The 25,531-nt window shown below is 64.9% G+C and carries 28 protein-coding genes; 15 read left to right on the forward strand and 13 right to left on the reverse strand.

Annotation, left to right across the window (positions count from 1 at the left end):
- Positions 1-54: 54 nt before the first annotated feature.
- On the forward strand, positions 55-504 hold the full coding sequence (locus ACR65N_RS04795; protein WP_440455954.1) for a DoxX family protein: 450 nt from the start codon (positions 55-57) through the stop codon (positions 502-504).
- Between the two features lie 132 nt (positions 505-636).
- Here the strand turns inward: ACR65N_RS04795 and hisG are convergent, their stop codons facing one another.
- From hisG to hisS, 3 genes are all read right to left on the reverse strand, one after another.
- The gene (hisG, locus tag ACR65N_RS04800) at positions 637-1,332 is read right to left on the reverse strand and encodes an ATP phosphoribosyltransferase (RefSeq protein ID WP_440455955.1); all 696 of its coding nucleotides are present in this window, start codon (positions 1,330-1,332) and stop codon (positions 637-639) included.
- Positions 1,329-2,453 (reverse strand): ATP phosphoribosyltransferase regulatory subunit, encoded by a 1,125-nt coding sequence (locus tag ACR65N_RS04805; protein ID WP_440455956.1) that lies wholly within the window; start codon positions 2,451-2,453, stop codon positions 1,329-1,331. The genes hisG and ACR65N_RS04805 overlap by 4 nt, the downstream gene beginning before the upstream one ends.
- Positions 2,454-2,675: 222 nt before the next feature.
- Positions 2,676-4,277, reverse strand: a complete 1,602-nt coding sequence (gene hisS / locus ACR65N_RS04810; RefSeq protein ID WP_440455957.1) for a histidine--tRNA ligase — start codon at positions 4,275-4,277, stop codon at positions 2,676-2,678.
- Positions 4,278-4,435: 158 nt separating this feature from the next.
- Here hisS and ACR65N_RS04815 point away from each other — a divergent pair, with 158 nt between their 5' ends.
- The 6 genes from ACR65N_RS04815 to ACR65N_RS04840 all read left to right on the forward strand — a co-directional run bounded on the left by ACR65N_RS04815 (position 4,436) and on the right by ACR65N_RS04840 (position 8,133).
- Entirely contained in the window at positions 4,436-4,681 is a 246-nt protein-coding gene (locus ACR65N_RS04815; RefSeq protein ID WP_440455958.1) for a hypothetical protein, read from the forward strand.
- Positions 4,682-4,960: 279 nt separating this feature from the next.
- On the forward strand, positions 4,961-5,716 hold the full coding sequence (locus ACR65N_RS04820) for a hypothetical protein (RefSeq protein ID WP_440455959.1): 756 nt from the start codon (positions 4,961-4,963) through the stop codon (positions 5,714-5,716).
- A 126-nt stretch (positions 5,717-5,842) separates the two neighbouring features.
- Complete coding sequence (locus ACR65N_RS04825) at positions 5,843-6,220, forward strand: hypothetical protein (RefSeq protein ID WP_440455960.1); 378 nt, start codon at positions 5,843-5,845, stop codon at positions 6,218-6,220.
- Between the two features lie 54 nt (positions 6,221-6,274).
- Positions 6,275-6,649, forward strand: coding sequence for a CopM family metallochaperone (gene copM / locus ACR65N_RS04830; RefSeq protein ID WP_440455961.1), 375 nt, complete (start codon positions 6,275-6,277; stop codon positions 6,647-6,649).
- Positions 6,650-6,747: 98 nt separating this feature from the next.
- A complete protein-coding gene (locus ACR65N_RS04835; protein ID WP_440455962.1) occupies positions 6,748-7,455 on the forward strand; it encodes an HAD family hydrolase in 708 nt (235 codons plus the stop codon).
- 12 nt (positions 7,456-7,467) lie between these two features.
- The gene (locus ACR65N_RS04840; protein WP_440455963.1) at positions 7,468-8,133 is read left to right on the forward strand and encodes a DNA-3-methyladenine glycosylase I; all 666 of its coding nucleotides are present in this window, start codon (positions 7,468-7,470) and stop codon (positions 8,131-8,133) included.
- A gap of 6 nt (positions 8,134-8,139) precedes the next feature.
- Here the strand turns inward: ACR65N_RS04840 and ACR65N_RS04845 are convergent, their stop codons facing one another.
- Positions 8,140-8,769: a DNA-3-methyladenine glycosylase I gene (locus ACR65N_RS04845; protein WP_430305848.1), complete on the reverse strand. Its 630-nt coding sequence runs from the start codon at positions 8,767-8,769 to the stop codon at positions 8,140-8,142.
- Between the two features lie 206 nt (positions 8,770-8,975).
- On the opposite strand from ACR65N_RS04845, the gene ACR65N_RS04850 reads away from it, so the two are divergent.
- Both ACR65N_RS04850 and ACR65N_RS04855 read left to right on the forward strand, forming a co-directional pair.
- On the forward strand, positions 8,976-9,809 hold the full coding sequence (locus tag ACR65N_RS04850) for a L,D-transpeptidase (RefSeq protein ID WP_440455964.1): 834 nt from the start codon (positions 8,976-8,978) through the stop codon (positions 9,807-9,809).
- 117 nt (positions 9,810-9,926) lie between these two features.
- Positions 9,927-10,628, forward strand: a complete 702-nt coding sequence (locus ACR65N_RS04855; protein ID WP_440455965.1) for a L,D-transpeptidase — start codon at positions 9,927-9,929, stop codon at positions 10,626-10,628.
- Positions 10,629-10,640: 12 nt separating this feature from the next.
- On the opposite strand, the gene glcF is transcribed toward ACR65N_RS04855, so the two are convergent.
- The 4 genes from glcF to ACR65N_RS04875 are packed head-to-tail and all read right to left on the reverse strand — an operon-like array spanning position 10,641 to position 15,315.
- On the reverse strand, positions 10,641-11,939 hold the full coding sequence (gene glcF / locus ACR65N_RS04860; RefSeq protein WP_440455966.1) for a glycolate oxidase subunit GlcF: 1,299 nt from the start codon (positions 11,937-11,939) through the stop codon (positions 10,641-10,643).
- A gap of 6 nt (positions 11,940-11,945) precedes the next feature.
- The gene (locus ACR65N_RS04865; protein ID WP_440455967.1) at positions 11,946-12,671 is read right to left on the reverse strand and encodes an endonuclease NucS domain-containing protein; all 726 of its coding nucleotides are present in this window, start codon (positions 12,669-12,671) and stop codon (positions 11,946-11,948) included.
- Positions 12,668-13,879: a glycolate oxidase subunit GlcE gene (gene glcE / locus ACR65N_RS04870; RefSeq protein ID WP_440455968.1), complete on the reverse strand. Its 1,212-nt coding sequence runs from the start codon at positions 13,877-13,879 to the stop codon at positions 12,668-12,670. The genes ACR65N_RS04865 and glcE overlap by 4 nt, the downstream gene beginning before the upstream one ends.
- On the reverse strand, positions 13,876-15,315 hold the full coding sequence (locus ACR65N_RS04875; RefSeq protein ID WP_440455969.1) for an FAD-linked oxidase C-terminal domain-containing protein: 1,440 nt from the start codon (positions 15,313-15,315) through the stop codon (positions 13,876-13,878). The genes glcE and ACR65N_RS04875 overlap by 4 nt, the downstream gene beginning before the upstream one ends.
- Positions 15,316-15,601: 286 nt before the next feature.
- On the opposite strand from ACR65N_RS04875, the gene ACR65N_RS04880 reads away from it, so the two are divergent.
- From ACR65N_RS04880 to ACR65N_RS04900, 5 genes are all read left to right on the forward strand, one after another.
- On the forward strand, positions 15,602-16,066 hold the full coding sequence (locus ACR65N_RS04880) for an NUDIX hydrolase (protein ID WP_440456118.1): 465 nt from the start codon (positions 15,602-15,604) through the stop codon (positions 16,064-16,066).
- A gap of 81 nt (positions 16,067-16,147) precedes the next feature.
- Positions 16,148-17,680 (forward strand): inorganic phosphate transporter, encoded by a 1,533-nt coding sequence (locus ACR65N_RS04885; RefSeq protein WP_440455970.1) that lies wholly within the window; start codon positions 16,148-16,150, stop codon positions 17,678-17,680.
- A gap of 12 nt (positions 17,681-17,692) precedes the next feature.
- Positions 17,693-18,442 carry a 16S rRNA (uracil(1498)-N(3))-methyltransferase gene (locus ACR65N_RS04890; protein WP_440455971.1) on the forward strand — a complete coding sequence of 250 codons (750 nt, stop codon included), beginning with the start codon at positions 17,693-17,695 and terminating at the stop codon, positions 18,440-18,442.
- Positions 18,443-18,543: 101 nt separating this feature from the next.
- Positions 18,544-19,917 (forward strand): glutamate--cysteine ligase, encoded by a 1,374-nt coding sequence (locus ACR65N_RS04895; RefSeq protein WP_440455972.1) that lies wholly within the window; start codon positions 18,544-18,546, stop codon positions 19,915-19,917.
- 116 nt (positions 19,918-20,033) lie between these two features.
- Positions 20,034-20,918: a DUF937 domain-containing protein gene (locus ACR65N_RS04900; protein WP_440455973.1), complete on the forward strand. Its 885-nt coding sequence runs from the start codon at positions 20,034-20,036 to the stop codon at positions 20,916-20,918.
- Between the two features lie 93 nt (positions 20,919-21,011).
- Here ACR65N_RS04900 and ACR65N_RS04905 read toward each other — a convergent pair whose 3' ends face one another.
- On the reverse strand, positions 21,012-21,311 hold the full coding sequence (locus ACR65N_RS04905) for a DUF1127 domain-containing protein (protein ID WP_440455974.1): 300 nt from the start codon (positions 21,309-21,311) through the stop codon (positions 21,012-21,014).
- Between the two features lie 173 nt (positions 21,312-21,484).
- Between ACR65N_RS04905 and ACR65N_RS04910 the strand changes: the two genes are divergently transcribed.
- Positions 21,485-22,441: a LysR substrate-binding domain-containing protein gene (locus tag ACR65N_RS04910; protein ID WP_430305860.1), complete on the forward strand. Its 957-nt coding sequence runs from the start codon at positions 21,485-21,487 to the stop codon at positions 22,439-22,441.
- Positions 22,442-22,511: 70 nt separating this feature from the next.
- Here ACR65N_RS04910 and ACR65N_RS04915 read toward each other — a convergent pair whose 3' ends face one another.
- The 4 genes from ACR65N_RS04915 to ACR65N_RS04930 all read right to left on the reverse strand — a co-directional run bounded on the left by ACR65N_RS04915 (position 22,512) and on the right by ACR65N_RS04930 (position 25,509).
- A complete protein-coding gene (locus ACR65N_RS04915) occupies positions 22,512-23,393 on the reverse strand; it encodes a dienelactone hydrolase family protein (RefSeq protein WP_440455975.1) in 882 nt (293 codons plus the stop codon).
- A gap of 114 nt (positions 23,394-23,507) precedes the next feature.
- Positions 23,508-24,536 (reverse strand): alcohol dehydrogenase AdhP, encoded by a 1,029-nt coding sequence (gene adhP / locus ACR65N_RS04920; RefSeq protein ID WP_440455976.1) that lies wholly within the window; start codon positions 24,534-24,536, stop codon positions 23,508-23,510.
- A gap of 107 nt (positions 24,537-24,643) precedes the next feature.
- Complete coding sequence (locus ACR65N_RS04925) at positions 24,644-25,063, reverse strand: MAPEG family protein (protein ID WP_440455977.1); 420 nt, start codon at positions 25,061-25,063, stop codon at positions 24,644-24,646.
- Positions 25,064-25,146: 83 nt separating this feature from the next.
- Positions 25,147-25,509: a hypothetical protein gene (locus tag ACR65N_RS04930; RefSeq protein ID WP_430305864.1), complete on the reverse strand. Its 363-nt coding sequence runs from the start codon at positions 25,507-25,509 to the stop codon at positions 25,147-25,149.
- Positions 25,510-25,531: the final 22 nt, after the last annotated feature.

A 25,531-nucleotide genomic window follows, 5' to 3' on the forward strand; every position in this document is an offset into this window, starting at 1 on the left:
AGTCTGTCCAGGAAATTTCACGGCCGACCGGCCCTCACGTCCTGGAGAACACCAATGTCGACCACCAACAATGCGCTGATCCTTCTCGCGCGCATCCTCCTCTCCGTCATCTTCATCACCTCGGGCTTCGGCAAGCTGGCCGATCCGGCCGGCACCGCCAGCATGATCACCGGCGCCGGCCTGCCGGCCGCGACGGGCCTTGCCTATCTTGCAGGCCTGTTCGAACTGGTGGCCGGTCTCGCCATCCTCGTCGGCTTCCAGACGAAGATCGCCGGCTGGGCGCTCGCCGTGTTCTGCGTGTTCACTGGTCTCGCCTTCCATTCGGGCACCATCGCCGTTCCCGGCTGGCCGGAACCGGCACTCGGCTGGATCAACGCGCTCAACGGCATCATGATGATGAAGAACTTCACGCTCGCCGGTGCCTACATCCTGATCGCCACGGTCGGCGCCGGTGCCTACTCGATCGACGCCCGCCGCGGCACGAGGGCTCCGCTGGCTGCCTGATCTCCCTGCCCCAAAGGCAAAAACAGCAAACCCGCCGGAGCGATCCGGCGGGTTTTTTGTCGGGAGTCGCGGAAGTCAGATCAAGCGCGCCCCCAGAGGGGGCTTTTCCGCAAACTTCGACAGGCCGGAGGGTTAGACCGCCCCGCGCACCGCTTCGACGATCCTCTGGACTGTCGGATCGTTCTCATGCGCCGGCTTTCTCGCCCGCACCAGGCAGGCCTCGGAGCGCAGGATCACCCCGTCCGACAACACCTTCAGGTGGTTGGCCTTCAGCGTCGAGCCCGTGGACGTAATGTCGACGATGATGTCCGCCTGGCCAGCTGCCGGTGCACCCTCGGTGGCGCCCAGGCTTTCGACGATGCGGTAGAGCTGGATGCCGTGCTGCGACGAGAAATGCTGCTGGGTCAGCCGCCAGTATTTGGTGGCGATGGCGAGCCGCCGGCCGTGACGGGCGCGAAACTCGGCTGCCACATCGCCGAGATCGGCCATCGTCTCCACGTCGAGCCAGACCTCGGGCACGGCGACCACCACGTCGGCGTGGCCGAACCCCAGACGAGCAGCGATCTCGACCCGCTTGTCGGCTTCCGCCAGCCCCTCGCGGATGAGGTCCTCGCCGGTGACGCCGAAATCCACCGTGCCGTTGCCGATCTCGCGCGAAATTTCCGAGGCCGACAGGAAGGCGATCTCGACGTCGTCAAAACCTTCGACGCGGCCGCGATAGGAGCGATCATTGCCGACGGCTAAGATCTTCATGCCGGCCCGCTCGAAGATGGCCGAGGCGTCGTCTTTCATGCGGCCCTTGGAGGGGAGCCCGATGGTGATGGTCATCGGCTTGCCTCCCGGGCCTGTTCGATGCGGTCCAGCCACAGCGAGAAACCGACCGCCGGAATGTGATCCTTGGCGCCGAGCAGCGTCAGCATGCGGTCGTAGCGCCCGCCGCCGGCCAGCACGTGGTGTTCGCCGCGCACAGTCACCTCGAAGACGAGGCCGGTGTAGTAATCGAGGGGCCGGCCGAAGGCGGCGCGCCAGGTGATGTCGGCAAGCGACGCGCCGGCTTGCGCCAAGGCCGCGACGCGCGCATCGAAGCCGGCGATCGCCGCATCGAGAGGCAGTCCGGCGGAGCGGGCGAAATCGGCGAGCACGCCCGGTGCATAGCGCAGCGAGACGTTGATCGACAGGAATTCCTTCAGCGCATCGAGCTTGGTGGCGTCGAGCGAGGCACCGGCCAGCAATTGCTTCTCGGTCAGCCGGCGGACGATCTCGTGTGGCGTACGGCTGGCATTCGTCAGAGTGCCGGTGCGCTCCATCTCCGCCGTCAGATGCGCGACGACGGCGGCCTCGTCTCCGGCCTCCAGCAGGTGTTCGACGTGCGGCGAGAGGCCTGCGACCGGCTGCGGCTTCGCAAGCCTCGCGATCATCGCCTCCAGTAGATCGGTCTGCCCAAATGCGCGCACGAGGCGACGCTGCCAGCCGGCCGGCAGGCCGAGGGCGGCGACCACCGCTTCGAACACCGCCTGATCGCCGATGGTGACGGCGAAGGCCTTTTCCGGCAGCACCGTCTGCAGGCAGGCGAGCGCATCGGCAACGACACGCGCATCGGCAGCGGCCGAGTTCACGTCGCCGAGATCTTCAAGACCCGCCTGGTAGAACTCGTTGGCGCCCTCGCGCCGCTGGCGAAACACCTCGCCGAGATAGGCATAGCGTTTCGGCGTGCCGGTGGCCGTCTCGATGTGGCGCAGGCAGACGGGAATGGTGAATTCGGGCCGCAGGCAGAGGCTCTCGCCGCGCTCGTTCTCGGTCAGGAAGATCCGGCGACGCAGGTCTTCGCCGGCCATGTCGAGGAAAGGTGCTGCCGGCTGGATCACCGGCGTGTCGACGCGCGTGGTGTTGCGCGCGGCAAATTCCGCAAGGATCGCCGGGGCGAAATCGGGCATGTCGGTCAGCGGCATGGGTTTGATCCTGAGGCCTTGAAAAAAGACCCTCTCTGGGCTGCCGCCCATCTCCCCCACGAGGGGGGAGAGAACTTGCTGAACCCTTCCGGACTTAACCCGACAGGCCTGGTGAACAGGGACGGCAGGCGAGCGGTGATGGTCTGGATGACGAACAGAAGCCTCGCACGCCGACCTACCCCCTCCCCCTTGTGGGGAGGGTTGGGGAGGGGTCTGTCTTCCTCAGATTTCATTACTCGTATCCCCGATCTGGTTGGGATCGTAGTCCACCGCGTAGTCACCCTTCGCGCGGCGGCGGTCTTCCGCCTGGTGGGCGAGAATTTCCCTCACCTTTTCCACCAGCTGATCCTCCGGCACGACGACCTGCGCAACGCGGGCCTCGCGCCATTCGGCATTGTCGGTGATCTCGCCGGAGAGGCGCTTGCCCTCGATCAGGTCCTTGATCTGCACCTCACTGTTGGCGCGCTCGTCGCCGCCCTGGATGATGGCGATGGGAGAGCCGCGACGGTCGGCATATTTCAGCTGGTTGCCGAACTTCTTCCAGTTGCCCTGGTACATTTCGGCGCGGATGCCGGCGTTGCGCAGGTCTTGCGCAAACCGCTGGTAGCGGCCCATGGCCTCGACATCGCCATCCATGACGGTGACCAGAACCGGCGCCAGAACCTCGTCCTGACCCAGCTTGCCGAGGTTTTTCAGCGCCGTCATCAGGCGCGACACGCCAATCGAAAATCCTGTCGCCGGCACAGGCTGGCCCATGAAGCGGGAGACGAGACCGTCGTAGCGACCGCCACCGCCGACCGAACCGAAGACGACCTTTTCGCCCTTTTCGTTTGTCACGTCGAAGGTGAGTTCGGCCTCGTAGACCGGGCCAGTGTAGTATTCGAGGCCACGAACGACGGAGGGGTCGATCTTGATGCGGTTTTCGTCGTAGCCCGCTGACCGAACGAGATCATTGATCGTCAACAACTCATCAGCACCTTCCGCTGACACGCCGAATTCCTGCAGACGATCACGAAGATTCATTATCGTAATGCGATCTTTTACAGCGCTGTTGCTGCCGCTACCTTGCTCACCCCAACCGAGAGTATTGAGCAAACGCATGATCTGAACATCATCAAGCCCCGCGCCCTTGGTAAAGTCGCCGCTTTCGTCCTTACGGCCTGGACCTAGTAGGAGCACTACTCCCGCCACACCAAATTTATCTAGCTTGTCGAGTGCCCGAAGAACGGCGAGCCGCTGGCCCAGTTGTTCATCACCAACGAGACCAATGGCCGTTAGAATTGAATCCAGAACCTTGCGGTTGTTCACTCGGATCACATAATCGCCGCGCTTGATGCCCAAGGCTTCCAGCGTGTCGGCCATCATCATGCACATCTCGGCATCGGCAGCCACGCCCGGTGCGCCGACCGAATCCGCATCGAACTGCATGAACTGGCGGAAGCGGCCCGGGCCCGGCTTTTCGTTGCGGAACACATAGCCCTGGCGATAGGTGCGGTAGGGCAACTGGATCTCGTTGAAGTTTTCCGCCACGTGGCGGGCAAGCGGCGCCGTCAGGTCGTAGCGCAGGCTCATCCACTGCTCGTCGTCATCCTGCAGCGAGAACACGCCCTCGTTCGGTCGGTCGCTGTCGGGCAGGAATTTCCCCAGCGCATCGGTATATTCGAACTGCGGCGTCTCGATCGGATCGAACCCGTAGCGCTCGTAGACTTCGCGGATCTTGGCGACCATTTCGTTGGTGGCGTGGATGTCGGCGGCAGTCCGGTCACCAAAGCCACGCGGCAGGCGGGCCTTGAGTTTCTGCGGTTTTTTCTGCTTGTCGCTCATCATCGTCATCCTTGCCGCCGGCACGTCGGAAAAGGCCGGAAATTTCAGCGGTTTCTTAGAGGATGGAGGCCATGGCGGCAAGCCTTTCGCCGTCGCTCCCGCGACTGGCGGCGTGCCGGGTTGGCTGATACATTCGCATCTGGATCGGGGATCTCGCCATGAACAAGCAGTTGACGCTGGACATGCCAGAAGAAATGCATCGCTTGTTGTTGAAATACGCAGCTGCAGCTGGTCGGGAACCGCACGCCTATGTGCTGGATCTCCTCGAGGAGAAGTTGGAGGACACCTACTTCCTGCGCCGCGCCGAATGGGTCATGGAAGCCAGGCAACACGGAGAGAGCATTACTTACACCTGGGAAGAGCTGCTTGGCTCGCAAGATCCCCCAGCTCATCCCGGTGATTGACGCTTGCCACTCCACGTTTGCGCTCATGCCAGTTCGCCCCCCTCTGCCCTGCCGGGCATCTCCCCCGCAGGTGGGGAGATCGGACTGGCGAAACCGCCAGATCTTTCGCCGGCGTCGAACTTGGCTGCCGGTCCTGATGAGTGCCAGTTACTCCGGGATCTCGATGTTGGCCGAGCGAAGGGTATGCCCCTCTGCTGATCTCTCCCTTGTGGGGGAGATGCCCGGCAGGGCAGATGGGGTAGCATTCGTAATTGCCATGCAAGAAGAACCTGCTAGCCCATGATCCTTGAAGCCTTGAACTATGCCGCCACGTGGCCGCTGACGCCGGCGCCCTTTCGCCCGCACATCGCCTCCTCCGTCAGCCTTGCAGCGCGCGCCAACCGCTGCCGCGAGGCGTGGGCCGAGCATGAGGCAAACAGCAAGGCGCACATCCTTTCCACGATCAACGGAATGCGGCAGCGGCGGACCGCGGTGGTTCTCGGCTCCGGCCTTTTGCGTGACGTGCCGATCGTTGATCTGTCGCGGGCCTTCGATACGGTGGTGCTGGTCGATCTGGTGCATCTTGCAAGCGTCCGGACATGGCTTGCCACCAGGCGCCTGAAGAATACCCGGCTGATTCACCGGGATCTTTCCGGCCTCGATGCGGCACTGGCCGGACGCGCGCCGGAGCCTTTCGCCTTCCTGCGTCAGGTGCCGTATCTCGATCTCGTCGTCTCGGCCAATCTCCTGTCGCAGATCACGGTCGGCGCCAGGCAGCGGCTGCAGCGCGAGGGACAGCATGACAGGGCCGACACGATCGTTCCGGCGCTTGTCCGGGCGCATCTCGAGGGGCTATCCGCCCTGCCCTGCACGACCGCGCTCATCACCGACGTATCCTACTCGGTCATGGACCGGCAGGGACGGGAGCTGGAACGCGACGACCTGCTGGCCGGCATTCCGCTGCCCGATCACAGCGCCCGCTGGGACTGGACGGTGGTGCCGTTCGCGGAAGGTCGCGGCGAATACCAGGCGGTTCATCAGGTGATTGCCGGCTGAACAGGCACGGCGTCGACGCGCACTTCCCTAGCGCCCGCTGCCCACTGCCTGCTGCCCACTGCCTGCCCGGCATTCCTCGCCAAGAATTCATTTGCAAGCGCGCCGCAGAGGCCTAGATTTGCAGCCATGCGCCGTTTCGCCCTGCTCATCATGGTTCTTGCCTGGCTCCTCCAGGGGATGATGCCGGCGCTCGCCGTGCCGATGCCGGACGCCGCGCACCACAACATGACCGAGGCAATGCCGCACAGCCATCAGCCGGCGACTGCGCAGACACATCATCATCCGGAGCGTCAGGCAGCGTCGCACCCGCCCTGCCCGGACTGCCCTCCCCACACGTCGAAATCCGTTTGCGCCATGAGCCTTTGCGCCGCCTGCACCGCGCTGCCGCCGCTGCTCCTGGTCGATGGCGGCGCTGCGCCGATCTTCCGCTATCCGGCACCGGGGCCGGTGGCGGCCCTTGCGGCAATCCGCCCTGCCCCTCTCCTGCCGCCGCCGCGCGCCTGACCCTGACCGAGATCGCACCTCTATTTTTGTTCGCGTCAGATACGGGAGACCCCCATGAACGCCAGAACCATTACGGCTGCCTTTGCCGCAGCCTTCCTCCTTGCCGCACCGGCTGTTGCCCAGGACATGAAGATGCCCGCCCACGGCAACCACATGCCGGCCGCCGCGGCCACCACGCCGTCGACTGCGGCATTCGAAGCCGCCAATGCAAAGATGCACGCCGACATGGCGATCGACTACACCGGCAAGCCGGATGTCGATTTCGTCCGCTCGATGATCCCCCACCACGAAGGCGCCATCGCCATGGCGCGGATAGAGCTGGAGCACGGCAAGGATCCGCAGATCCGCAAGATCGCCGAGGAGGTGATCAAGGCGCAGGAGGCCGAGATCGCCATGATGAAGGACTGGCTGGCCAAGAACGGCCAGTAGCCGTTCGAGAAGGACAGCAATGGCGCAGACACGCGCCATTGCATTGCCCGATCGGCGGATTAGGGTAGAGCCGAGTTGCAGACGGGAGGCCGCGCCGCATGACGATCCGCCCATTGACCGTGATCGGTTTCGATGCCGACGACACGCTCTGGCAGAACGAGCAGTACTACCGGTTGACGGAAACGCAGTTCCGCGAATTGCTGACGGATTTCGCCGAGGGAGATCGCGTTTCGGAACGCCTGCTGGAGGCGGAAAAGCGCAACCTTGCCCACTACGGCTTCGGCATCAAGGGCTTCACCCTGTCGATGATCGAGACGGCGCTGGAGATCACCAACGGCAAGGTGCCGACCGAGGTGATCGGCAAGATCCTGGCGATCGGCCGCGACCTGCTCAGCCATCCGGTGGAATGCCTGCCGCATGCGCGCGAGGCGCTGGAGGCCCTGCGCGGCCGCTTCTTCCTGGTGATGATCACCAAGGGCGATCTGTTCGACCAGGAGCGCAAGCTGGCGCAGTCGGGCCTGGGCGATTTCTTCGATGCGGTCGAGATCGTCTCGGAGAAATCGGCAACCACCTATCGCGGCATTTTCGGCAAGCACGGCGAAGGGCCGGAGCGGGCGATGATGATCGGCAACTCGCTGAAATCCGACGTGGTGCCGGCATTGGCGGCCGGCGCCTGGGGTGTGTTTGTGCCGCACGAACTGACGTGGATCCTGGAGCATGTGGAAAAGCCCGCGGATGCGCCGCGCTTCCGGGAGATCGGCACACTCGGCGAGCTTGGCGGGCTGATCGACGAGATCTGCCAGTGAGGGGCGACGCAGATGCGCAGCTTCGATGACATCTGGGCACTGGCCGTGGAGCGCAAGGGCGAAACGGCGGTGCGCGACGCCCTGCTGTTTCCCAAGACCAAGGCTGATATCGCCTCCACGCCGGATGATCGCATCCTGTCGCTGATGACCCGCTGCATCTTCCAGTCCGGCTTCAACTGGAAGGTCGTCGATGCCATGTGGCCGGGTTTCGAGGCGGCCTTCGAAGGCTTCGACATCGGCCGCTGCGCCATGCTGCACGACGAGGATTTTGGCCGCCTCGTCTCCGACACGCGCATCGTCCGGCACGGCCAGAAAATCAGGTCCGTGCAGGAAAACGCCGTCTTCCTGTCGGACCTCGCCCGAGACCACGGCAGCGTCGGTGCCTTCCTCGCCGCCTGGCCTGGACACGACACTGCCGGGCTGCTCGAACTCCTGCGCCTCAAGGGCTCGCGCCTCGGCGGCAATACCGGGCAGTACGTGCTGCGCTTTGTCGGGATAGACGGCTATATCCTGTCTCAGAGCGTCGTGAACCGTCTGGTGGCGGAGGGCGTGGTATCAAAGGCACCCACGTCTGCGCGCGACAAGGCAGCGGTTCAGAGCGCCTTCAACACCTGGCGCGAACAGTCCGGCCGGTCGCTGACCGAGATCAGCCGGGTCCTGGCGCTCAGCATCGACTGATGCCGATCAGGGACGGGCGAGCTCGGCGCGCAGGGCATCGACCTCCGTTTGACGGAAGCAGCCATCCAGGTGATCGTTGACGAGACCCATGGCCTGCATGAAGGCATAGACGGTGGTCGGTCCGACAAAAGTCCAGCCGCGCTTCTTGAGGTCCTTGGAGAGACGGATGGAGGTCGGCGTCGTCGGGTTGGCGCGCAGGGTCTCCAGATCCATCACCGCCGGGCGCTCGTCGCGTCCCGGCTCATGCGACCAGAAGAAATTGGCAAGCGAGCCGAATTCGCGGCAAAGTTCGATGGCCCGTCCGGCATTGTTGATCGTCGAGACGATCTTGCCGCGATGGCGGATGATGCCGGCATCGGTGACGCAACGCTCGATGTCGGCCTCGTCGAACTGCGCCACCTTGGCGAAGTCGAAGCCGGCAAAGGCTGTGCGAAAATTCTCCCGCTTGCGCAGGATCGTCAGCCACGACAGGCCCGACTGGAACCCTTCGAGGCAGATCTTTTCAAACAGCCGGATGTCGTCGGTCACCGGCCGGCCCCATTCCTCGTCGTGATAGCGCTGGTAGTCGGCAAGACCGCCATGCCATGCGCAACGGCAGCGCCCGTCTTCGCCCTCGATCAAGCCCGGCTTCAGCATCGCGTCTTCCCCTTCTGCTCGCAAAGCGTCTTTAGCAGCCGTCAACCATCTTTCCAAACCGGCGATTAACCTTGCGAAAAGCTTTCGCGTCACAGACGCATTCGAACGGTGCGGCATTTACCATTCGCTTGCCTCTTCCGCGCACGGTCAAGCTTGAGGACGGGCCTGTTTCCTGGCCCGCGACGAGATCGTGTCTGGAGTGGAACGTGATGAAGAAGATGCTGCTGATCACCGCCAGCCTGTTGAGCGCGTTTGGTTTTTCCGCACAGGCCAATGATCGGTACCGGGAACGCCCGCCGGTCATCGTCAGCCCCGATCTCACCGCACCGTGGATCATGCAGCTTGGCGGCCAGGTGAACCCGGCGCCGGCGGTTCGCGGCCAGCCGAGGCAAGGCCAGGTCTATTACCGCCAGCAGGCACCGCGCGCCGTATACCGCCAGGCGCCGACATCGGGTCGCCAGCCGATCTTTGCGCCGCGCACGCAGTCGACGCAGATCCGGCCGCCGCAGATCCGCCACCAGCCACCGCGCATGCAGGTTCAGGCTGCCGCTGTCCGGCCCAACCCGGTGATCCGCCAGGGCCTCGAGCCGCAATTCCTGCCGCAGATGGTGGACTACCGGACCGACAAGGCGCCAGGCACGATCGTCATCGATACCAACAACCGCTTCCTCTACCTGGTGATGGAGAACGGCCAGGCGAAGCGCTACGGCGTCGGCGTCGGCAAGCCGGGCTTCGAGTGGGCCGGCACCCACACCGTGACGCGCAAGGCGGAATGGCCGAGCTGGCATCCGCCGAAGGAAATGATCCAGCGCGAGGCGGCAAAGGGCCACTACCTGCCGGTCTCCATGGAAGGGGGCCCGGAAAATCCGCTCGGTGCGCGCGCCATGTATCTCGGCTCGACGCTCTACCGCATCCACGGAACCAACGCGCCCTGGACGATCGGCAGCGCCGTCTCTTCCGGCTGCATCCGCATGCGCAACGAAGACGTGACAGACCTCTACCAGCGCGTCGATGTCGGAACCAAGGTCTTCGTCATGTAATCATCTGCCGAAGCGCGCCGAAAAGCAGCGCCGCGCTTCGTTTCTTCTTGCCGCAATACTTGCCTTCCGCGAAAAATCCGGCAACCTGCGATCTTTCTGGACTGACAGGGGGACGGCATGATTTTCGCAAAGACGGGGTTCGCCAGCGTGGTGGCGGCCGCAACGTTGATGGTGGTGACAGCGACAACCGGCGCCAGCGCCGGAACATTGCCCAAGGGAGGTGTCGCCGCCAGCGGGCGCAGCGACGTCATCTCGGTTGCGCAGCGGCGCGAGCCCGACGAGAAATTCCAGCGGCGCGTGGTGCGTTTTTCCACCGATGAAGCGCCGGGCACGATCATCATCGATACCAACAACAAGTTCCTCTACTTCGTCGAGGGTCCGAAGCGCGCCACGCGGTACGGCGTCGGCGTCGGCCGCGATGGCTTCGGCTGGTCGGGCGTGGTGAAGATCGGTCGCAAGGAAGAATGGCCGGAATGGCGTCCGCCGGGCGAGATGCGCCGTCGCGAAGCCGCCAAGGGCCACATCCTGCCGGTGGTGCAGAAGGGCGGCATCGACAATCCGCTCGGCGCCCGCGCCATGTATCTCTACAAGGACGGCCGCGACACGATCTTCCGCATTCATGGCACAAACCAGCCGTGGACGATCGGCCTCAACATGTCGTCCGGCTGCATCCGGATGATGAACAAGGACGTCGAGCACCTCTACCGCCGCGCCCAGATCGGCGCCAAGGTGATCGTCATCGGCCCCGGCAACCGCCAGGGCAGCGTCGCCTTCGAGGATCGCGGCCTCGACATCCTGCGGACGATCTTCGGCGGCTGACCCCGAACGTTCTTATGAAAGCCTGGCGGGCTTCGGCCCGCCATAGGCCCAGTCCAGCAGTTCCACCGTGTGGACAATCGGCATCGACAGGCCGGATCCCAGCTGCGTCATACAGCCGATATTGCCGGTGGCAACGACGTCGGCGCGCGTCGCCTCGACATGGGTGAGCTTGCGCGCCTTGAGCTGCGCCGAAATCTCCGGCTGCAGGATGTTGTACGTACCTGCCGAGCCGCAGCAGAGATGCCCTTCGGCCGGGTCCTTCACCGTAAACCCCGCCGCCTTCAGCAGCAGTTTCGGCTGCAGCGTGATCTTCTGCCCATGCTGCATCGAGCAGGCCGAATGATAGGCGACGGTCATTCCGCGTGATTCGAGGCGCGGGAGGTCGAGGGTGGCCAGATACTCCGTGACATCCATCGCGAGCGCCGACACCCGCGCTGCTCTCTCCGCATAATCGGAATCGAGGCGCAGCATGTGGCCGTAATCCTTGATAGTCGTGCCGCAGCCGGACGCCGTGATGATGATCGCGTCCAGACCGCCCGTTTCGATCTCCGCCGTCCAGGCGTCGACATTGGCGCGGGCGAAATCGAGCGCCTCCGCCTCTCGGCCCATGTGGTGGACGAGCGCCCCGCAACAGCCCTCCCCTTGCGGCGTGACGATCTCGACCCCGAGGCGTAACAGCAGGCGGCGGGTCGCCGCATTGATGCCCGGATCGAGCACCGGCTGGGCGCAGCCCGAGAGGATGGCGACACGGCCGCGCCGGCTATCCGGAGCCGGCGACGCCGGCGGGTTCTCGGCCGCTGTGGCCGGCGGTACCGCGCGGGGCGCCAGCGCCAGCATGGCGGCGAGCGGCTTCAGCGGCCGGACGCGGTCAAGGAGTGGTGCCAGCGGCCGTGCGACACGAGCAAGCCCGAGCGCCAGCCGGAAGCGGGAGGGATACGGCAGTACTTTTGCCAGCGACCAGCGGATCAGCCGATCGACGAGCGGCCGGCGGTAGGTATCCTCGATATGGACCCGCGCATGGTCGACCAGGTGCATGTAGTCGACACCGGACGGACAGGTGGTGGCGCAGGCAAGGCAGGACAGACAGCGGTCGATGTGCTTGACCACTTCGGCATCCGCCGGCCGGTCGTTTTCGAGCATGTCCTTGATAAGGTAGATGCGGCCGCGCGGGCTGTCCAGCTCGTTGCCGAGCGTCACATAGGTGGGACAGGTGGCGGTGCAAAAGCCGCAGTGGACGCAGCGGCGCAGGATCTTCTCAGATTCCGCCACATGCGGATCAGCCAGCTGCTCAGGGGTAAAGGAGGTTTGCATCGAGGCCTATCCCTCTCGGTCGAACTGAAAGGAGATCGAGTAACGAAACAGAGCAAGGTTGGGCAGAGCCTTTGCCGCAGACCGGCTCCGCTGGTCGAAGTCATGGGCGACGATGATCCCGCGCACCCGCGTCTCTTCTTCCTCCTGCAGATCGCCCATGTAGCCGAGGATCTGGCCGATGACGCGTGCATCGGTCTTGCCGGCCTTCAGCTCGACAATGACGAAGGAGCCGCCGGAATCGCGGCACAGGATGTCGATGAAGCCGGAGAGGACGCTTCGTTCGATGCCATCGTCGGCGATCGTCAGGCCAGTTTCCAAGAGTGAAATGTTTCGGCGCAGGGCCGTCTGCATGTCCCGTTCGAGCGAAAGGCGCTGTTTCTCGACAATGTCCGGCAATGGCGCCGTCGTCGGCGCTCGACCGTCGATCGCCTGCGTCGGGTCCAGCTGGGCGTGCAGAAACTGGAAGTAGCGGGCGACGGCGTTCTTGTAGGATTGCAGGTTGTTGCGGACATTGCCCTCGAAGGGGATGCGCGACGGGTTGGTCTTTCTCGCCCGCTCGTCGGCGGTGGAGTAGGTGAGATCGGCGATCAGCGCTTCGTAGCCTCCCGATGCGGCAATGTCGTCGAGGCTTCCGTAGAACTGTTCGACCTTGCCGACCCGGTGAAGCTGCGCGGCGATCGTGTTGTCCTGGTACCCCGCCGCCGCCAGTGCCGCCTTGTACTCGATCCTCATGCGGCAGCCGCCATCTTGCCCGGGTTGAAGACGCCGGCCGGATCGAGCGAGGCGCGCACCCGTTCGGTCAGCGCCGCGACGGCCGGCGGCAGCGGCTGGAATGCCGGCACCGTCTCGCGCATCGCCTCGGATGCCCGCAGCAGCGTCGCATGTCCACCGCCATGGTGGCGCACCACCTGGCGAACGAGATCGGCTGCCGGTTCCGCCTCCATGCGCATCCACACAAGCCCGCCCTGCCAGTCGTAGAAGGCATCGATGCCGGCCTGCATCCTAAGGTCCGCGACCAGCTGGAAACCGGAACTCGGCGCGACGCTGACACGCCAGAGCGGTCTGAGGCTGCCGTCGGCATAGGGCGCGACGTCGCGCACCTGCCGCCAGAGCTGGGCGCCGGCATCGGGCTCCAGACGGCTGACGGACCCACTGCGGCCGAGCGCCGAAGCGAGCCTTTGCGCACGCACCGTGACCGAGGCCGGCAGCCCCTCCAGCCGCAGGACGGTCGCCGGTCCGGCCGGCAGCAAGCCGCCGATGAACCGGCCGCGCACGCTTTCCGGAAGGTGCGCAGCGCCGGAAACCTCGACAGACAGTCCCATGGCCATGGCCATGGCGCGCGCCGCATCGCCATCGTCGAGGCCGGACACAACGATCGTCTCTTCCGCCTCAGGCCGCGGCAGGACGCGGAAGGTGACCTCGGTCAACAGCCCCAGCGTTCCGTGCGATCCGGCCAGCAGCTTGACGAGATCCAGCCCGGTGACATTCTTCATCACCCGCCCGCCGGCGCGCACGATATCGCCCCGCCCGTTGACGAAGCGGATGCCGAGCAGGCTGTCGCGAGCAGCCCCCGACAGCAGGCGCCGCGGCCCCGACGCGTTGCTGGCAAACACGCCGCCTATGGTCGGCTCGCCTTCCGTCCCCATCAGAGGACGGTGGTCGATGGGCTCGAAGGCCAGCATCTGGCCGTTTTCCGTCAGCGCCTCCTCGACCTCGGCAAGTGCGGTGCCGGAACGGGCGGTCATCACCATCTCGGCCGGATCATAGGCGACGATGCCGGAGAGGCCGGCCGAGCGCAGCACGGCATCGGCCGCGACGCGGTTGCCGAAGCCCGAGCGAGTATTGCCACCGGCAATCAGCAGCCGCCTGCCGGAGGCGGCAGCTGATCGCACCATGTCGGCAGCTTCGGCCTCTCGGGTGGGGACGAGGATCGCCTTCATGCGGCGGGCCTTCCATCCAGGGGAAACACCTTGGACGGGTTCAGCAGCCATTGCGGATCGAAGGCCGCCCGCACTGCCATCTGCTGGTCGAGATCGGTCTGCGAATACTGGTGGCGCATCAGATCGCGCTTTTCGATGCCGACGCCGTGTTCGCCGGTCAGGCAGCCGCCGGCATCGACGCAGAGCTTGAGGATCTCGTTGCCGGCCGCTTCCGCCTTGCGCGCCTCCTCCGGGTCGTTGGCATTGAAGAGGATCAGCGGGTGCATGTTGCCGTCGCCGGCGTGGAAGACGTTTGCCACGCGAAGCCCGAAGCCGGCGACGATTTCCGCGGTTCGCTGCAGGACGTAGGACAGCTGGCTGAGCGGCACCGTGCCATCCATGCAGATATAGTCAGCGATGCGGCCGGTGGCGCCGAAGGCCGACTTGCGGCCTTTCCAGATGAGCGCCGCTTCGGTGGCCGACTGGCATTCGCGCACCGTCCTCACCCCGTGGCGCCGGGCGATCTCGACGATCAGCAGCAGCATCGCGTCCATCTCAGCCTCGGATCCCTCGACCTCGACGATCAGCAGCGCGCCGACATCCAGAGGATAGCCGGCCTTGGCGAAGGCCTCGCAGATGGCGATGGCCGGCCTGTCCATGAATTCGATGGCGACCGGGATGATGCCGGAGCCGATGATATCGGCGACGCAGGCACCCGCCTCTTCCGACGTGTCGAAGCCGAAGAGCACGGGACGCGCCCCTTCCGGCTTGGCGATCAACCTAACGACAGCCTCCGTGACGATGCCGAGCTGGCCCTCCGACCCGCAGAGCAGCCCGAGAAGATCGTAGCCGGCGCTGTCGAGATGCTTGCCGCCGAGCTCGACCACGGTGCCGTCCACCAGCACCAGCTTGGCACCGAGAAGATTGTTGGTGGTCACGCCATACTTCAGACAGTGGGCGCCGCCGGAATTCATGCCGATATTGCCGCCGATGGTGCAGGCGAGCTGCGAACTCGGATCCGGCGCGTAGAAGAAGCCTTCCGGCCCGACCGCATCGGAAATCGCAAGATTGGTGACGCCCGCCTGCACCGTGGCGGTGCGATTGAAGGTGTCGATCTCGAGGATGCGGGCCATCTTCGACAGGCCGATCACCACCGCATCCTCCTGCGGGATGGCGCCGCCGCAGAGCGAGGTTCCGGCACCGCGCGGGATCACTGGAATGCCGTAGCGATGGCAGTATTTCAGAACCGCCGAGACCTGCGCGGTCGTCTGCGGCAGGGCCACCGCCAGCGGCACCTTCCGGTAGGCTACGAAGGCATCCGTCTCGAAGGGGACGAGTTCCCGCGGCTCGTGCACCAGGCACTCCGGCGGCAGCAGATCCGTCAGGTCGGCAATGATCGCGGCACGGCGCGACAGAACGCCGGGGCGCGGCTTCAGGAACTCAATGGTGTCGGACACGTCGTCTCCTCCTCCAACTTGCCGCCTGTCTGTCCTCTCACGGTTGCGCTGCCGCTTCAAGCATCTCGTACCGGCTGAGTTTCGAAGCGGAAGCCGGAACGCACCAATAGTCTCGCGCAACCTTGGTGGCTCAGGATGGTTCGGCGGGCGAACATGCCGATGATAAATCCTTCGGCGCCGCATTTGAACAGCTGTGCAAGCGTCCATATGTGGTACACTCGATTATCGATCCGGAGCCGGAATCACCGTGAAGCTGCTGAACCAACTGACCGCCAATCTCTGCCTGATGTTTCGGCGCCCGCCGCAACAGCAGTACGCAGCGTTGTGCTATCGGTTCGATCCCATCGCCGGGCTCCAGGTTCTGCTGCTGACCAGCCGCGACACGCGTCGATGGGTCATTCCCAAGGGCTGGCCGATGAAGGGCAAGAAGGCCCACGCGGTCGCCGCGCAGGAGGCCTACGAAGAGGCCGGCGTGAAGGGCGAGGCAGAGAAGGCGGCGCTCGGCTACTTCGCCTACATGAAGAAGCTGAAGAGCGGCCTGAAGGTGCCGGTGCGGGTTCAGGTGCATGCGCTGCGCGTCGAGGCGATGCTGGAGGCGTTCCCGGAGCGCGACAGCCGGACGCTCGAATGGGTGTCGTGCACCGAGGCTGCGGCGCGCGTCAGGGAGCCGGAACTGCGCAACCTGTTCCTCGCCTTTGCCAGCCGCGAGGCAGCACCCCTCCCGCAAAAGCTGCGCGCTGTCGGCCGATAAGGTTTTTCCCGTGCCGCGTGCCTGTGCTGGTGATCCGCCGGGCGAAGCCCGGCTGCATTTTCAAAGGCAATACGAACCATCGTGATCACTCCGCAGAACAGCACGAACAGAGGTAACGCGCCAAGGTCGGGCCGCAAGCAGACCCTGGACAAGGATCTGGAGAAGATCACCTCCGTCGAATACGCGTCCCGCAACGTATCGCGTCGGCTGGCAGCACCGGGCGCCGCCTTCCTGTTCCTCGTCGCCGTGACCATCTTCTCGGCCGTCTCGCTCATCGGGCAGCCGACATTGGTTGTGGCGGTCGCCGCCTCCGTGCTTGCCGCCTACATGGCGATGAACATCGGCGCCAACGACGTCACCAACAATATCGGCGCGGCCGTCGGAGCGAAGGCCTTCAGTCTTGGTCTGGGGCTTGCGATCGCCGCCGTCTGCGAGGTCGCAGGAGCGCTGATCGCCGGCAGCCCGGTGGTCGACACCATCGCCAACGGCATCCTCAATGTCGAGATGATGGCGAGCACGGCACATTTCATCTGGGCAATGATGGCAGCGCTGCTGGCGGCGGCGATCTGGATCAACGTCGCCACCTGGATCGGTGCGCCGATCTCGACCACCCATGCCATCGTCGGCGGAGTGAGCGGCGCCGGCATTGCGGCGGCCGGCTTCGGCGCCGTCAACTGGGGCGTGATCGCCGGCATCACGGTCAGCTGGATCGTCTCGCCGCTGATGGGTGCCTGCGTTGCCATCGCCATGCTCGCCTTCATCAAGCGGTTCATCATCTACACGCCCGACAAGATCGTCGCGGCGCGCCGGTGGGTGCCGGTCCTGATCGGCCTGATGTTCGGCGCCTTCTCCGCCTATCTCAGCATCAAGCTGGTTCCGGAGCCGTTCGTGCCCGACCTGCCGCGGGCGATGCTGTTCGGCCTGCTGGTCGCAATCGCCGGCTGGTTGATCAGCATACCGCTGGTCCGCCGCCAGTCGGAGGGCCTTGAAAACCGCAACCAGTCGCTCCGCCACCTGTTCCGCATCCCGCTGATCTTCTCGGCCGCGCTGCTGTCGTTCGCCCACGGTGCCAACGACGTGGCGAACGCCGTCGGTCCACTGGCGGCGATCATCGAGAGCCTGAACGGCGCGAAGCTCGGCAGCAACCAGGTCGTGCCGGCCTGGGAGCTGCTGATCGGCGGGCTCGGCATCTCCTTCGGCCTGCTGCTGTTCGGCCCGAAACTGATCAACCTCGTCGGCAAGCAGATCACCAAGTTGAACCCGATGCGCGCCTATTGCGTGGCGCTTTCGGCCGCGGTCACGGTGATCATCGCGTCGGGCATCGGCACGCCGGTCAGTTCGACGCATATTGCCATCGGCGCGGTGTTCGGCGTCGGGCTGTATCGCGAATGGTATATCCGCCACTCGCGCCAGCGGCAGGACTATCTGCGGATGCGCGCCGAGGACCAGCAGATCGGCGAGATCCACGAAGCCAACAGCGCCGAGACCCGCCGCCGCTATCTGGTGCGTCGCTCGCATCTGCTGACCATCGTCGCTGCCTGGACGGTGACGGTGCCGGTCTCGGCGGCCCTTGCGGGCATTCTCGCTTCGATTATGTTCCGCCTGTTTATCTGAGCAGGACAAGCGATGCGCGCCAATTTCAAGATGCAGCGGCTTTTCATCGATGCCCCCCTTGCCGCGGGGGCAGCGATCGAGGCCGGCAGCGACCACTTCAACTACCTGATCAATGTGCTGCGCATGCAGGAGGGCGGCGAGGTCCTGGTCTTCAACGGCCGGGATGGCGAGTGGACGGCGCGCCTGGTGCAGCCGAGCCGCAAGAAGCTGATCCTCGACGTGGTGGCGCAGACCCGTCCGCAGGATCCGCTACCGGACCTGCATTACCTGTTTGCGCCGCTGAAGGTGGGCCGCCTCGACTACATCGTCCAGAAGGCAGTGGAGATGGGCGCCGGGCTGCTGCAGCCGGTGATGACCCAGCACGTGCAGGGCAAGATCACCAGCCTGGAGCGTCTGCAGGCGAATGTCGTCGAAGCTGCCGAGCAGTGCGGCGTGCTGGCGGTTCCTGAGGTCGCGGCGCCGGTCAAGCTGAAGGACCTGCTGGAGCGCTGGCCGGCGGATCGCCGCATCCTTTTCTGCGACGAAAGCGATGCAGGCTCCAATCCGCTGCCGATCCTGCAGGGGATCCACGAACGCAAGCTTGCCCTGCTGATCGGGCCGGAGGGCGGGTTCTCGGAGGAAGAGCGGCACTTGCTGCGAAGCCTCTCCTTCGTCACCGCCATTCCGCTCGGCCCGCGCATCCTCAGGGCCGATACCGCGGCCGTTGCCGCGCTTGCCGTCGTGCAGGCAACCATCGGCGACTGGTCGGCATCGCCGGGCTGATCGGTGTTTTGAAAGAAATTCACTTGCACCGCCGCTAGATCCGGTACAAGCAGCAGATCCTTAACTGCCTGCGCAGCGTTACCCCAGACAAGGTCGACTTCATGGCCCGCGACACCACCGATCACACACCCCTCGGCTCCGTCTCGGACATGGCAGCCTATCTTGCACAGGGCTGCAAGCCGGAGGCCGATTTCCGTATCGGCACCGAGCACGAAAAGTTCGCCTTCTTCCAGGCCGACCATTCGCCGGTACCCTATGACGGCGATGCAAGCATCTCGGCGCTGCTCAAGGGCATGCAGGAGAAGCTCGGCTGGGAACCGATCCTCGATCGCGGCAACATCATCGGCCTGTCGGAAGCATCCGGCATGGGCGCCATTTCGATCGAGCCCGGCGGCCAGTTTGAACTGTCCGGTGCACCGCTTGAAACCCTGCACGACACCTGTCGCGAGTCCAACCAGCACCTGGCCGTGCTGCGCGAAGTCGCAGACCCGATGGGCATCCGGTTCCTCGGCATCGGCGGCAGCCCGAAGTGGACGCTCGACGAGACGCCACGGATGCCGAAGTCGCGCTACGAGATCATGTCGCGCTACATGCCGAAGGTCGGCAGCCACGGCCTCGACATGATGTACCGGACCTGCACGATCCAGGTGAACCTCGACTTCTCGTCCGAGGCGGACATGGCCCGCAAGATGAAGCTGTCGCTGAAGCTGCAGCCGCTGGCGACGGCACTGTTCGCCGCATCGCCGTTCACCGAAGGCCGGCCGAACGGGCTGCTGTCGTGGCGCGGCGAGATCTGGCGCGATACCGACAATGCGCGCTCCGGCCTGCTGCCGCAAGCGTTCGGCGACGGCTTCGGTTTCCAGACCTATGTCGAATGGGCGCTCGACGTGCCAATGTATTTCATCGTCCGCGATGGCCACTATCATGACTGCACGCATGTCACGTTCCGGCAGTTCATGGCCGGCGCACTGAAGGGCGAAATCAAGGACTGGGAGCCGACGCTCGGCGACTGGACGAACCACCTGTCGACACTCTTCCCGGATGTGCGCCTGAAGCGCTACCTGGAAATGCGCGGCGCCGACGGCGGCCCGTGGCGGCGGATCTGTGCACTGCCGGCCTTCTGGGTTGGCTTGCTGTACGACGATGCGGCCATGGCCGAGGCGGAAGAAATCACCCGTGACTGGACCTATGAAGACGTGCTCTCGCTGCGCAATGCGGTTCCCGCCGAGGGTCTCAACGCCTCGGTGCGCGGTGGCTCGCTGATGTCGGTGGCACGCGAAATCGTCGGCATCTCCACCCGGGGGCTCAAGTCCCGCGCGCGGCTCAACGGCGAAGGCCAGGACGAGACGGTGTTCCTGCAGCCGCTGGAAGAGATCCTGGCCAAGAAGACGGTGCTTGCCGAAGACCTGCTGGCGCGCTTCAACGGCCGCTGGAACCAGAATATCGAGCCAGTCTTCGACGAGTTCCAGTACTGATCCGCATCCGGTCCGCGGCAGCTTCACCTCCAGACGGCAGCCGAACAAACCAGTTTCGCGGCCATGGTTTCCGGCTATAGTACCGGCTGGAGCGATTGCCGGAGGAGCCAGGTATCATGCTGCCGCTGTTCGATATGATGCTGAAGGCGCAGAACGGCGCCGCCATGGATACGCTCGCCAAGCAGTTCAATCTGGCCCAGGAGCAGGCTGCGCAGGCCATGGCCGCGCTGTTGCCTGCGTTCTCATCGGGTCTCCAGCGGACCGCTGCCAACCCCTACGATCTCAGCGCGCTGATGAGCGGCATGGTGTCCGGTACCTACGGCCCCTATTTCGAAGACATGGCGAAGGCCTTCACGCCGAAGGGAATGGCGGACGGCAATGCGGTGCTGGAAAAGCTGTTCGGCTCGAAGGAGATGTCGCGGGCGATTGCCCGCCAGGCGGAGCAGCTGACCGGCATCGGCCAGGACATCCTCAAGCGGATGATGCCGGCAATGGCCGATACGATCATGGGCGGCATGTTCAAGCAGATGACCGGTCAGATGACGGGCCAGATGCAGCAGAACCCGTTCTCCGCCGACGGCATGAACCAGATGACGCAGCAATGGCTGGAAGCCATCGGCTTCGCACCGAAGGCCAAAGCCGACAGCGCGACCATGCCCTTCGACAACCCGATGCTCCAGGCGATGCGCAGCATGTGGGGGCTGGAGGAGCGGACGAAGGGTGCGGCCGCCCACAATCCGTTCACCGACAACCCGTTCGCCAAGGCATTCCAGGACATGATGACCGGCAGCTTTGCGCCGAAACAGGCGGAGCCGGCCGCCTCCGCCAAAGCCGGCGAGCAGGCGCAATCACCTGACATGGGCGCCTTCCAGTCGATGCTGAGCGGCATGTTCGACAGCGGCATCGAAGTGCAGAAGGCCTACCAGAAGAACATGGAAGCGATCTTCGACAGCTATCGCGCGGCGCCGGCCGGCGAAGCGCCCAAGCCCCGGCCGATGTGAGGGCGTCTGCGCAGATAAAAAAAGCCCGGCGCGGAGAACCGGCCGGGCAAGAAGCAGGGTCATTGGCGTTACCCTGCGGGGAAAAATGAAACTCTAGAACCGCTGCGGCAGGGCGGCGAACCGGCGGCGGCGCAGCTGTACGTCCTTCGGCAGAAGCGCGAAGGGATCGTCGAGAAGTCCGGAGCGGTTCACGGCGCGATCTACATCGGCGCGGGTCAGGCCGATATCCCGCAGCTGGTGATCCTCGAGATCGTGAAGGCAAAGCATCGCGCGGCGGTTGCGCGAGGCACGCAGAACGGACAGCACGAGGCTCTTCACCTGGCTCAGGAGGCGCGTCTCGATGCTGCGGATCGCAGAAAGGTCGCGGCTGGTCATCCGTTCGATCGTGCTCATGATCCTGTCCTTCCGGTTGGCACGAAGAAATCGATCCCGTCCGGGCGGCGGACGGGCGGCAGCAGGGCCTGGAGGCCGTTGAGTTGCTTGCCTGTCCCTTATCCAAAATCGCTATTGATCAGTCCAACGAATGTTTCTAATGGTTGGTATCAATCGTTTTCATGGGTCCCGTCATGTCCGCTCCGCTTGATATCGATCAGTTGCACACCTTCGTCGCCATTATCGACACCGGCAGCTTCACCAAAGCCGCCGACCGCGTCTTCAAGACGCAGAGCGCCGTCTCCATGCAGATGCGACGCCTGGAGGAGCGGGTCGGCAAGCAGCTGTTCACCAAGGACGGGCGCGGCAACCGGCTGACGGCGGAGGGCGAGAAGCTCCTCAACTATGCGCGGCGCATCATCCGGCTGAACAACGAGGCGCTGGCTGCCTTCGACGACAACCGGCTGGAGGGAACGCTGCGGATCGGCACGCCCGACGACTATGCCGACCGTTACATGCCGGAAATCATCGGCCGCTTCGCCAAGACGCACCCGAATGTCGAGCTCTACATCGTCTGCGAACCGTCGGTCGACCTGGCGGAGAAGATGGCCCGCGGCGAGCTTGATATCGCCCTCGTCACCCACAACCCGCGCGCCCGCCAATCCGACGTGGTGCGAACGGAACCCCTGTGCTGGGTCGCCTCGGCCAACCACCCGCTGCGCGACAATGCGCCGGTTCCGCTTGCCGTTGGCCGGCGCGACTGCAACTGGCGCCAGCTCGCCTGCTCGGCGCTCGATGCGGATGGTCGCGAATATCAGATCCTCTTCACCAGCTGGTCGTCGACAGTGGTGGCCGCCGCGGTGCTGGCCGGCATGGCGGTCTCGGTGCTGCCCGAATCGGCTCTGCGTCCCGGCATGAAGGTGCTCAGCCAGTCGGACGGCTTTCCGCCGCTGCCGCCGGTGCAGATCGGCCTGATGAAGCGGCCCGGCCTGTCGACGTCGCTGATGACGGCGATCACCGACCATATCGCCGCCTGCCTCGACAACATCTCGCCGGCCGTGGCGCCCGACGACATGGATGGTGCCGAGATCAAGCCGTTCGGCCGCACGTCGCAGCGCCTGCGCAATGCGCCGCTGATGCCGAGCTGGTAATCGGCCGCCCGACAGTTCTCAGGCCGGCGGCCGCTTTTTCGTCCGCCGGATCGGGCCAAGGGGCTCGCGTTCAGGCGAGATATTTGCGGAAGAAACCGATCGTCCGGCTCCAGGCCAGATCGGCGGCCGGCTTGTCGTAGCGGGCCGAGGACGTATCGTTGTTGAAGGCGTGGTTGACGCCGTCATAGACGAATATCTCGAAGGTCTTGCCGCCCTTTTCCAGCGCTGTCCGGTAGGCGTCGATGCCGGCATTGATGCGTTCGTCGAGACCGCCATAGTGCAGCATCAGCGGCGCCTTGATCGCCGGTACCTCTTCGGCCGGCGGCTGCGCGCCGTAATAGGCAACGCCGGCATTGAGATCCGGAGAGGCAATCGCCATCCGGTTCACCAGCCCGCCGCCCCAGCAGAAGCCGACCGCCCCGACCTTGCCATTGGCAGCACCGTCACGCCCGGCGAGGAAAGCCCGTGTCGCCTCGCCGTTCGCGGTCGTCTGCTTCATGTCGAGGCCGGAGAACATCTGCCGCGCCTTGTCCTCGTCGGAAGGCGTGCCGCCGGCCGGCGACAGGAAGTCCGGGGCAAGGGCTGCAAAGCCGTCCAACGCCACGCGCCGCGCCACATCGCGGATATGCTCGTTGAGACCCCGGTTCTCGTGGATGACGATCACCGAGCCGAGCGGCGCGGCGGCAGCCTTCGGCAGGACCAGGTAGCCCTTCATCTCGCCCGATGCGCCGGGATAGGTGATATCCTCTGCTGAGAGGCGATCATCGTCGGCGGCAACCATGGCGGCCTGGGCCTTGCTTGCCGCCAGCATCGGGGCAATGGCGGCGGCAGCCGCGCCGGAGCCGGCCAGCACCGTCAGCCGCTCCATGAACTTGCGGCGGTCGAGGCTCAGATGGGTATAGTCGTCATAGGCGTCGATCATCGCCTGGGTGACTGTCGGCTTGTCGGTCATGGCGCTTCCTCCGTGCAGAACCTTGGCCACCCCATGATCGAGCGGCACGCCATCCTGCCAGCAGGACGGCCGCGCGCCGCCACAATTTTGCGTGAAGGCGCACGGGTCCCGGCTTCAGTGCAGGTCGAGGACGATACGACCGTCGATCTTGCCGTCCTGCATGCGCTGGAAGATGTCGTTGATGTTCTCCATCCTGTCCCAGGAGAAATGCGAGGCGACCTTGCCCTCGCCGGCAAATTGCAGGCTCTCCTCCAGGTCCTGCCGGGTGCCGACGATGGAGCCACGCACGGTGATGCGCTTGAGAACGGTATCGAAGACCGGCAGAGAAATGTAGCCGGGCGGCAGGCCGACCAGCGCCATCGTGCCCCTGGCACGCAGGAAGCCGAACGCCTGCTCCATGGCTTTGGGCGATACGGCCGTGACCAGCGCGCCATGCACGCCACCGGTCGCCTTCTGCACCTGCGCGACGGCATCGGCCGCCGTACCGTTGACGATGACATCGGCGCCGAGCTTGCGGGCAAGCTCAAGCTTGTCGTCAAAGATGTCGGCAGCGACGACATGCATGCCCATCGCCTTTGCGTATTGCACGGCAAGATGGCCGAGCCCGCCGATGCCGGAGATGGCGACCCATTCGCCGGGGCGCACCTCAGTTTCCTTCAGGCCCTTGTAGACGGTGACACCGGCGCAGAGGATGGGCGCAGCAGGGCCGAACTCGAGGCTGTCGGGCAGGCGGCCGACGAAATCGGGATCAGCCAGACCATACTGGGCAAAGGTGCCGTTTACCGAGTAGCCGGTGTTCTGCTGGCTGGCGCAGAGCGTTTCCCAGCCGGTTCGGCAGGGCGAGCAGCATCCGCATGCAGTGTGCAGCCAGGCAACGCCGACGCGGTCACCCTCCTTGATCCGCGAGGACACGCCAGCGCCCACCTTGGCCACATAGCCGGTGCCCTCATGGCCGGGGATGAATGGCGGATTGGGCTTCACCGGCCAGTCGCCGTTTGCCGCGTGCAGGTCGGTGTGGCAAACGCCGGTCGCCTCGTAGCGGACGAGGATCTGGCCCGGGCCCGGCTCGGGCACCGGCCTCTCCTCGATCACCAGCGGCTTGCCGAACTGCCGCACCACGGCGGCCTTCATCATCTCAGCCATGCGTATCTCCTCTAGGCGGCAGCATTCCGGACGGTCTTGCCGCTCGCAGTGCTTCTAGAGGAGCGCCGGGGGAGATCGCCTTGATCTGCCGCAAAGGCGACAAGCGATCAGGTCAAAGCGAGCCAGAAGGCAAGCCACACCCACAGGCCCAGCAACGTCGCGACGCCGGCGATAAAGGCCGGCCGCCGGTGGCGGATGCGGTTGGTCGTCACGTGGATATAGGCATGGACATAGCGCGAGGCGACGAACAGCCAAGCCAGAACGACGGTGCCGATATTGTCGCCATCCACAGCAAACAGCGCCAGGCAGACGATGTGGAAGAACATCGGCAGCTCGAACTGGTTCTTCAGGTTGTTGTGGACGAACAGGCTTTCCTCGGGCTCGCGCAGGTTCTCGCGGAACTGCGCGACCGTTGCCCGGCCCGCCTTGACGGCCGCCACCCGGCGTCGCGAGAGCTGCACGTACAGCGCCAGAACCAGGGCCGCATGGGCGATCATCGGCCAGATCATAGCTTCATTGGAGATCATCGGGTTTCCGTTCAATCAGTCTGCATGAAATCGGGCGAGAGTGCCGACCGCAGCCTTGGTGCTGCGGCCAGGCACCGCGATCGTCAGTTGCGCAGGCGCAGCGTTTCGGTTCCGGAACCGTCCTGACCCGAGATGGTCCACGAACCGTTGAGGACACCGCCCGGCATGACCTCGTAGATCACCAGGCCGACCGCTTCGCCAAGCACATAGGCGGCGGCGAAGGCGTTGTCCTGCAGCATGCAGATGCCATTGGAGGTCGTCTCGCCGGTCTTCCACTCCATGGCGCAGGTGGTTTCGCTGGTCAGCACGATCCGCGCGGTTCCGCTGTATTTCGAGCCGTCGAGATTGGTCCCGGCGACATCATAGGTCCCCTCGTGGACCGTCTGCGCCTGAGCGCTCGTCAACAGTCCGGCGGCGAAAAGCGCGCAGGCAACAAATCTCTTCATGGCATCCCCCAAAGAGCCGGCA

The organism is Rhizobium sp. SAFR-030, from assembly GCF_059415005.1.

Coding starts and splice junctions, on each gene's coding strand:
- ACR65N_RS04895 (WP_440455972.1), top strand. CDS start 18,544: ATGGCCCGCGACACCACCGATCACACACCCCTCGGCTCCGTCTCGGAC.
- copM (WP_440455961.1), top strand. CDS start 6,275: ATGAACGCCAGAACCATTACGGCTGCCTTTGCCGCAGCCTTCCTCCTT.
- adhP (WP_440455976.1), bottom strand. CDS start 24,536: ATGGCTGAGATGATGAAGGCCGCCGTGGTGCGGCAGTTCGGCAAGCCG.
- ACR65N_RS04855 (WP_440455965.1), top strand. CDS start 9,927: ATGATTTTCGCAAAGACGGGGTTCGCCAGCGTGGTGGCGGCCGCAACG.
- ACR65N_RS04840 (WP_440455963.1), top strand. CDS start 7,468: ATGCGCAGCTTCGATGACATCTGGGCACTGGCCGTGGAGCGCAAGGGC.
- ACR65N_RS04910 (WP_430305860.1), top strand. CDS start 21,485: ATGTCCGCTCCGCTTGATATCGATCAGTTGCACACCTTCGTCGCCATT.
- ACR65N_RS04795 (WP_440455954.1), top strand. CDS start 55: ATGTCGACCACCAACAATGCGCTGATCCTTCTCGCGCGCATCCTCCTC.
- ACR65N_RS04890 (WP_440455971.1), top strand. CDS start 17,693: ATGCGCGCCAATTTCAAGATGCAGCGGCTTTTCATCGATGCCCCCCTT.
- ACR65N_RS04925 (WP_440455977.1), bottom strand. CDS start 25,063: ATGATCTCCAATGAAGCTATGATCTGGCCGATGATCGCCCATGCGGCC.
- ACR65N_RS04915 (WP_440455975.1), bottom strand. CDS start 23,393: ATGACCGACAAGCCGACAGTCACCCAGGCGATGATCGACGCCTATGAC.
- ACR65N_RS04825 (WP_440455960.1), top strand. CDS start 5,843: ATGCGCCGTTTCGCCCTGCTCATCATGGTTCTTGCCTGGCTCCTCCAG.
- ACR65N_RS04845 (WP_430305848.1), bottom strand. CDS start 8,769: ATGCTGAAGCCGGGCTTGATCGAGGGCGAAGACGGGCGCTGCCGTTGC.
- ACR65N_RS04835 (WP_440455962.1), top strand. CDS start 6,748: ATGACGATCCGCCCATTGACCGTGATCGGTTTCGATGCCGACGACACG.
- ACR65N_RS04865 (WP_440455967.1), bottom strand. CDS start 12,671: ATGAGGATCGAGTACAAGGCGGCACTGGCGGCGGCGGGGTACCAGGAC.
- ACR65N_RS04820 (WP_440455959.1), top strand. CDS start 4,961: ATGATCCTTGAAGCCTTGAACTATGCCGCCACGTGGCCGCTGACGCCG.
- ACR65N_RS04805 (WP_440455956.1), bottom strand. CDS start 2,453: ATGCCGCTGACCGACATGCCCGATTTCGCCCCGGCGATCCTTGCGGAA.
- ACR65N_RS04930 (WP_430305864.1), bottom strand. CDS start 25,509: ATGAAGAGATTTGTTGCCTGCGCGCTTTTCGCCGCCGGACTGTTGACG.
- hisS (WP_440455957.1), bottom strand. CDS start 4,277: ATGAGCGACAAGCAGAAAAAACCGCAGAAACTCAAGGCCCGCCTGCCG.
- ACR65N_RS04815 (WP_440455958.1), top strand. CDS start 4,436: ATGAACAAGCAGTTGACGCTGGACATGCCAGAAGAAATGCATCGCTTG.
- ACR65N_RS04905 (WP_440455974.1), bottom strand. CDS start 21,311: ATGAGCACGATCGAACGGATGACCAGCCGCGACCTTTCTGCGATCCGC.
- hisG (WP_440455955.1), bottom strand. CDS start 1,332: ATGACCATCACCATCGGGCTCCCCTCCAAGGGCCGCATGAAAGACGAC.
- ACR65N_RS04880 (WP_440456118.1), top strand. CDS start 15,602: ATGTTTCGGCGCCCGCCGCAACAGCAGTACGCAGCGTTGTGCTATCGG.
- glcF (WP_440455966.1), bottom strand. CDS start 11,939: ATGCAAACCTCCTTTACCCCTGAGCAGCTGGCTGATCCGCATGTGGCG.
- ACR65N_RS04900 (WP_440455973.1), top strand. CDS start 20,034: ATGCTGCCGCTGTTCGATATGATGCTGAAGGCGCAGAACGGCGCCGCC.
- glcE (WP_440455968.1), bottom strand. CDS start 13,879: ATGAAGGCGATCCTCGTCCCCACCCGAGAGGCCGAAGCTGCCGACATG.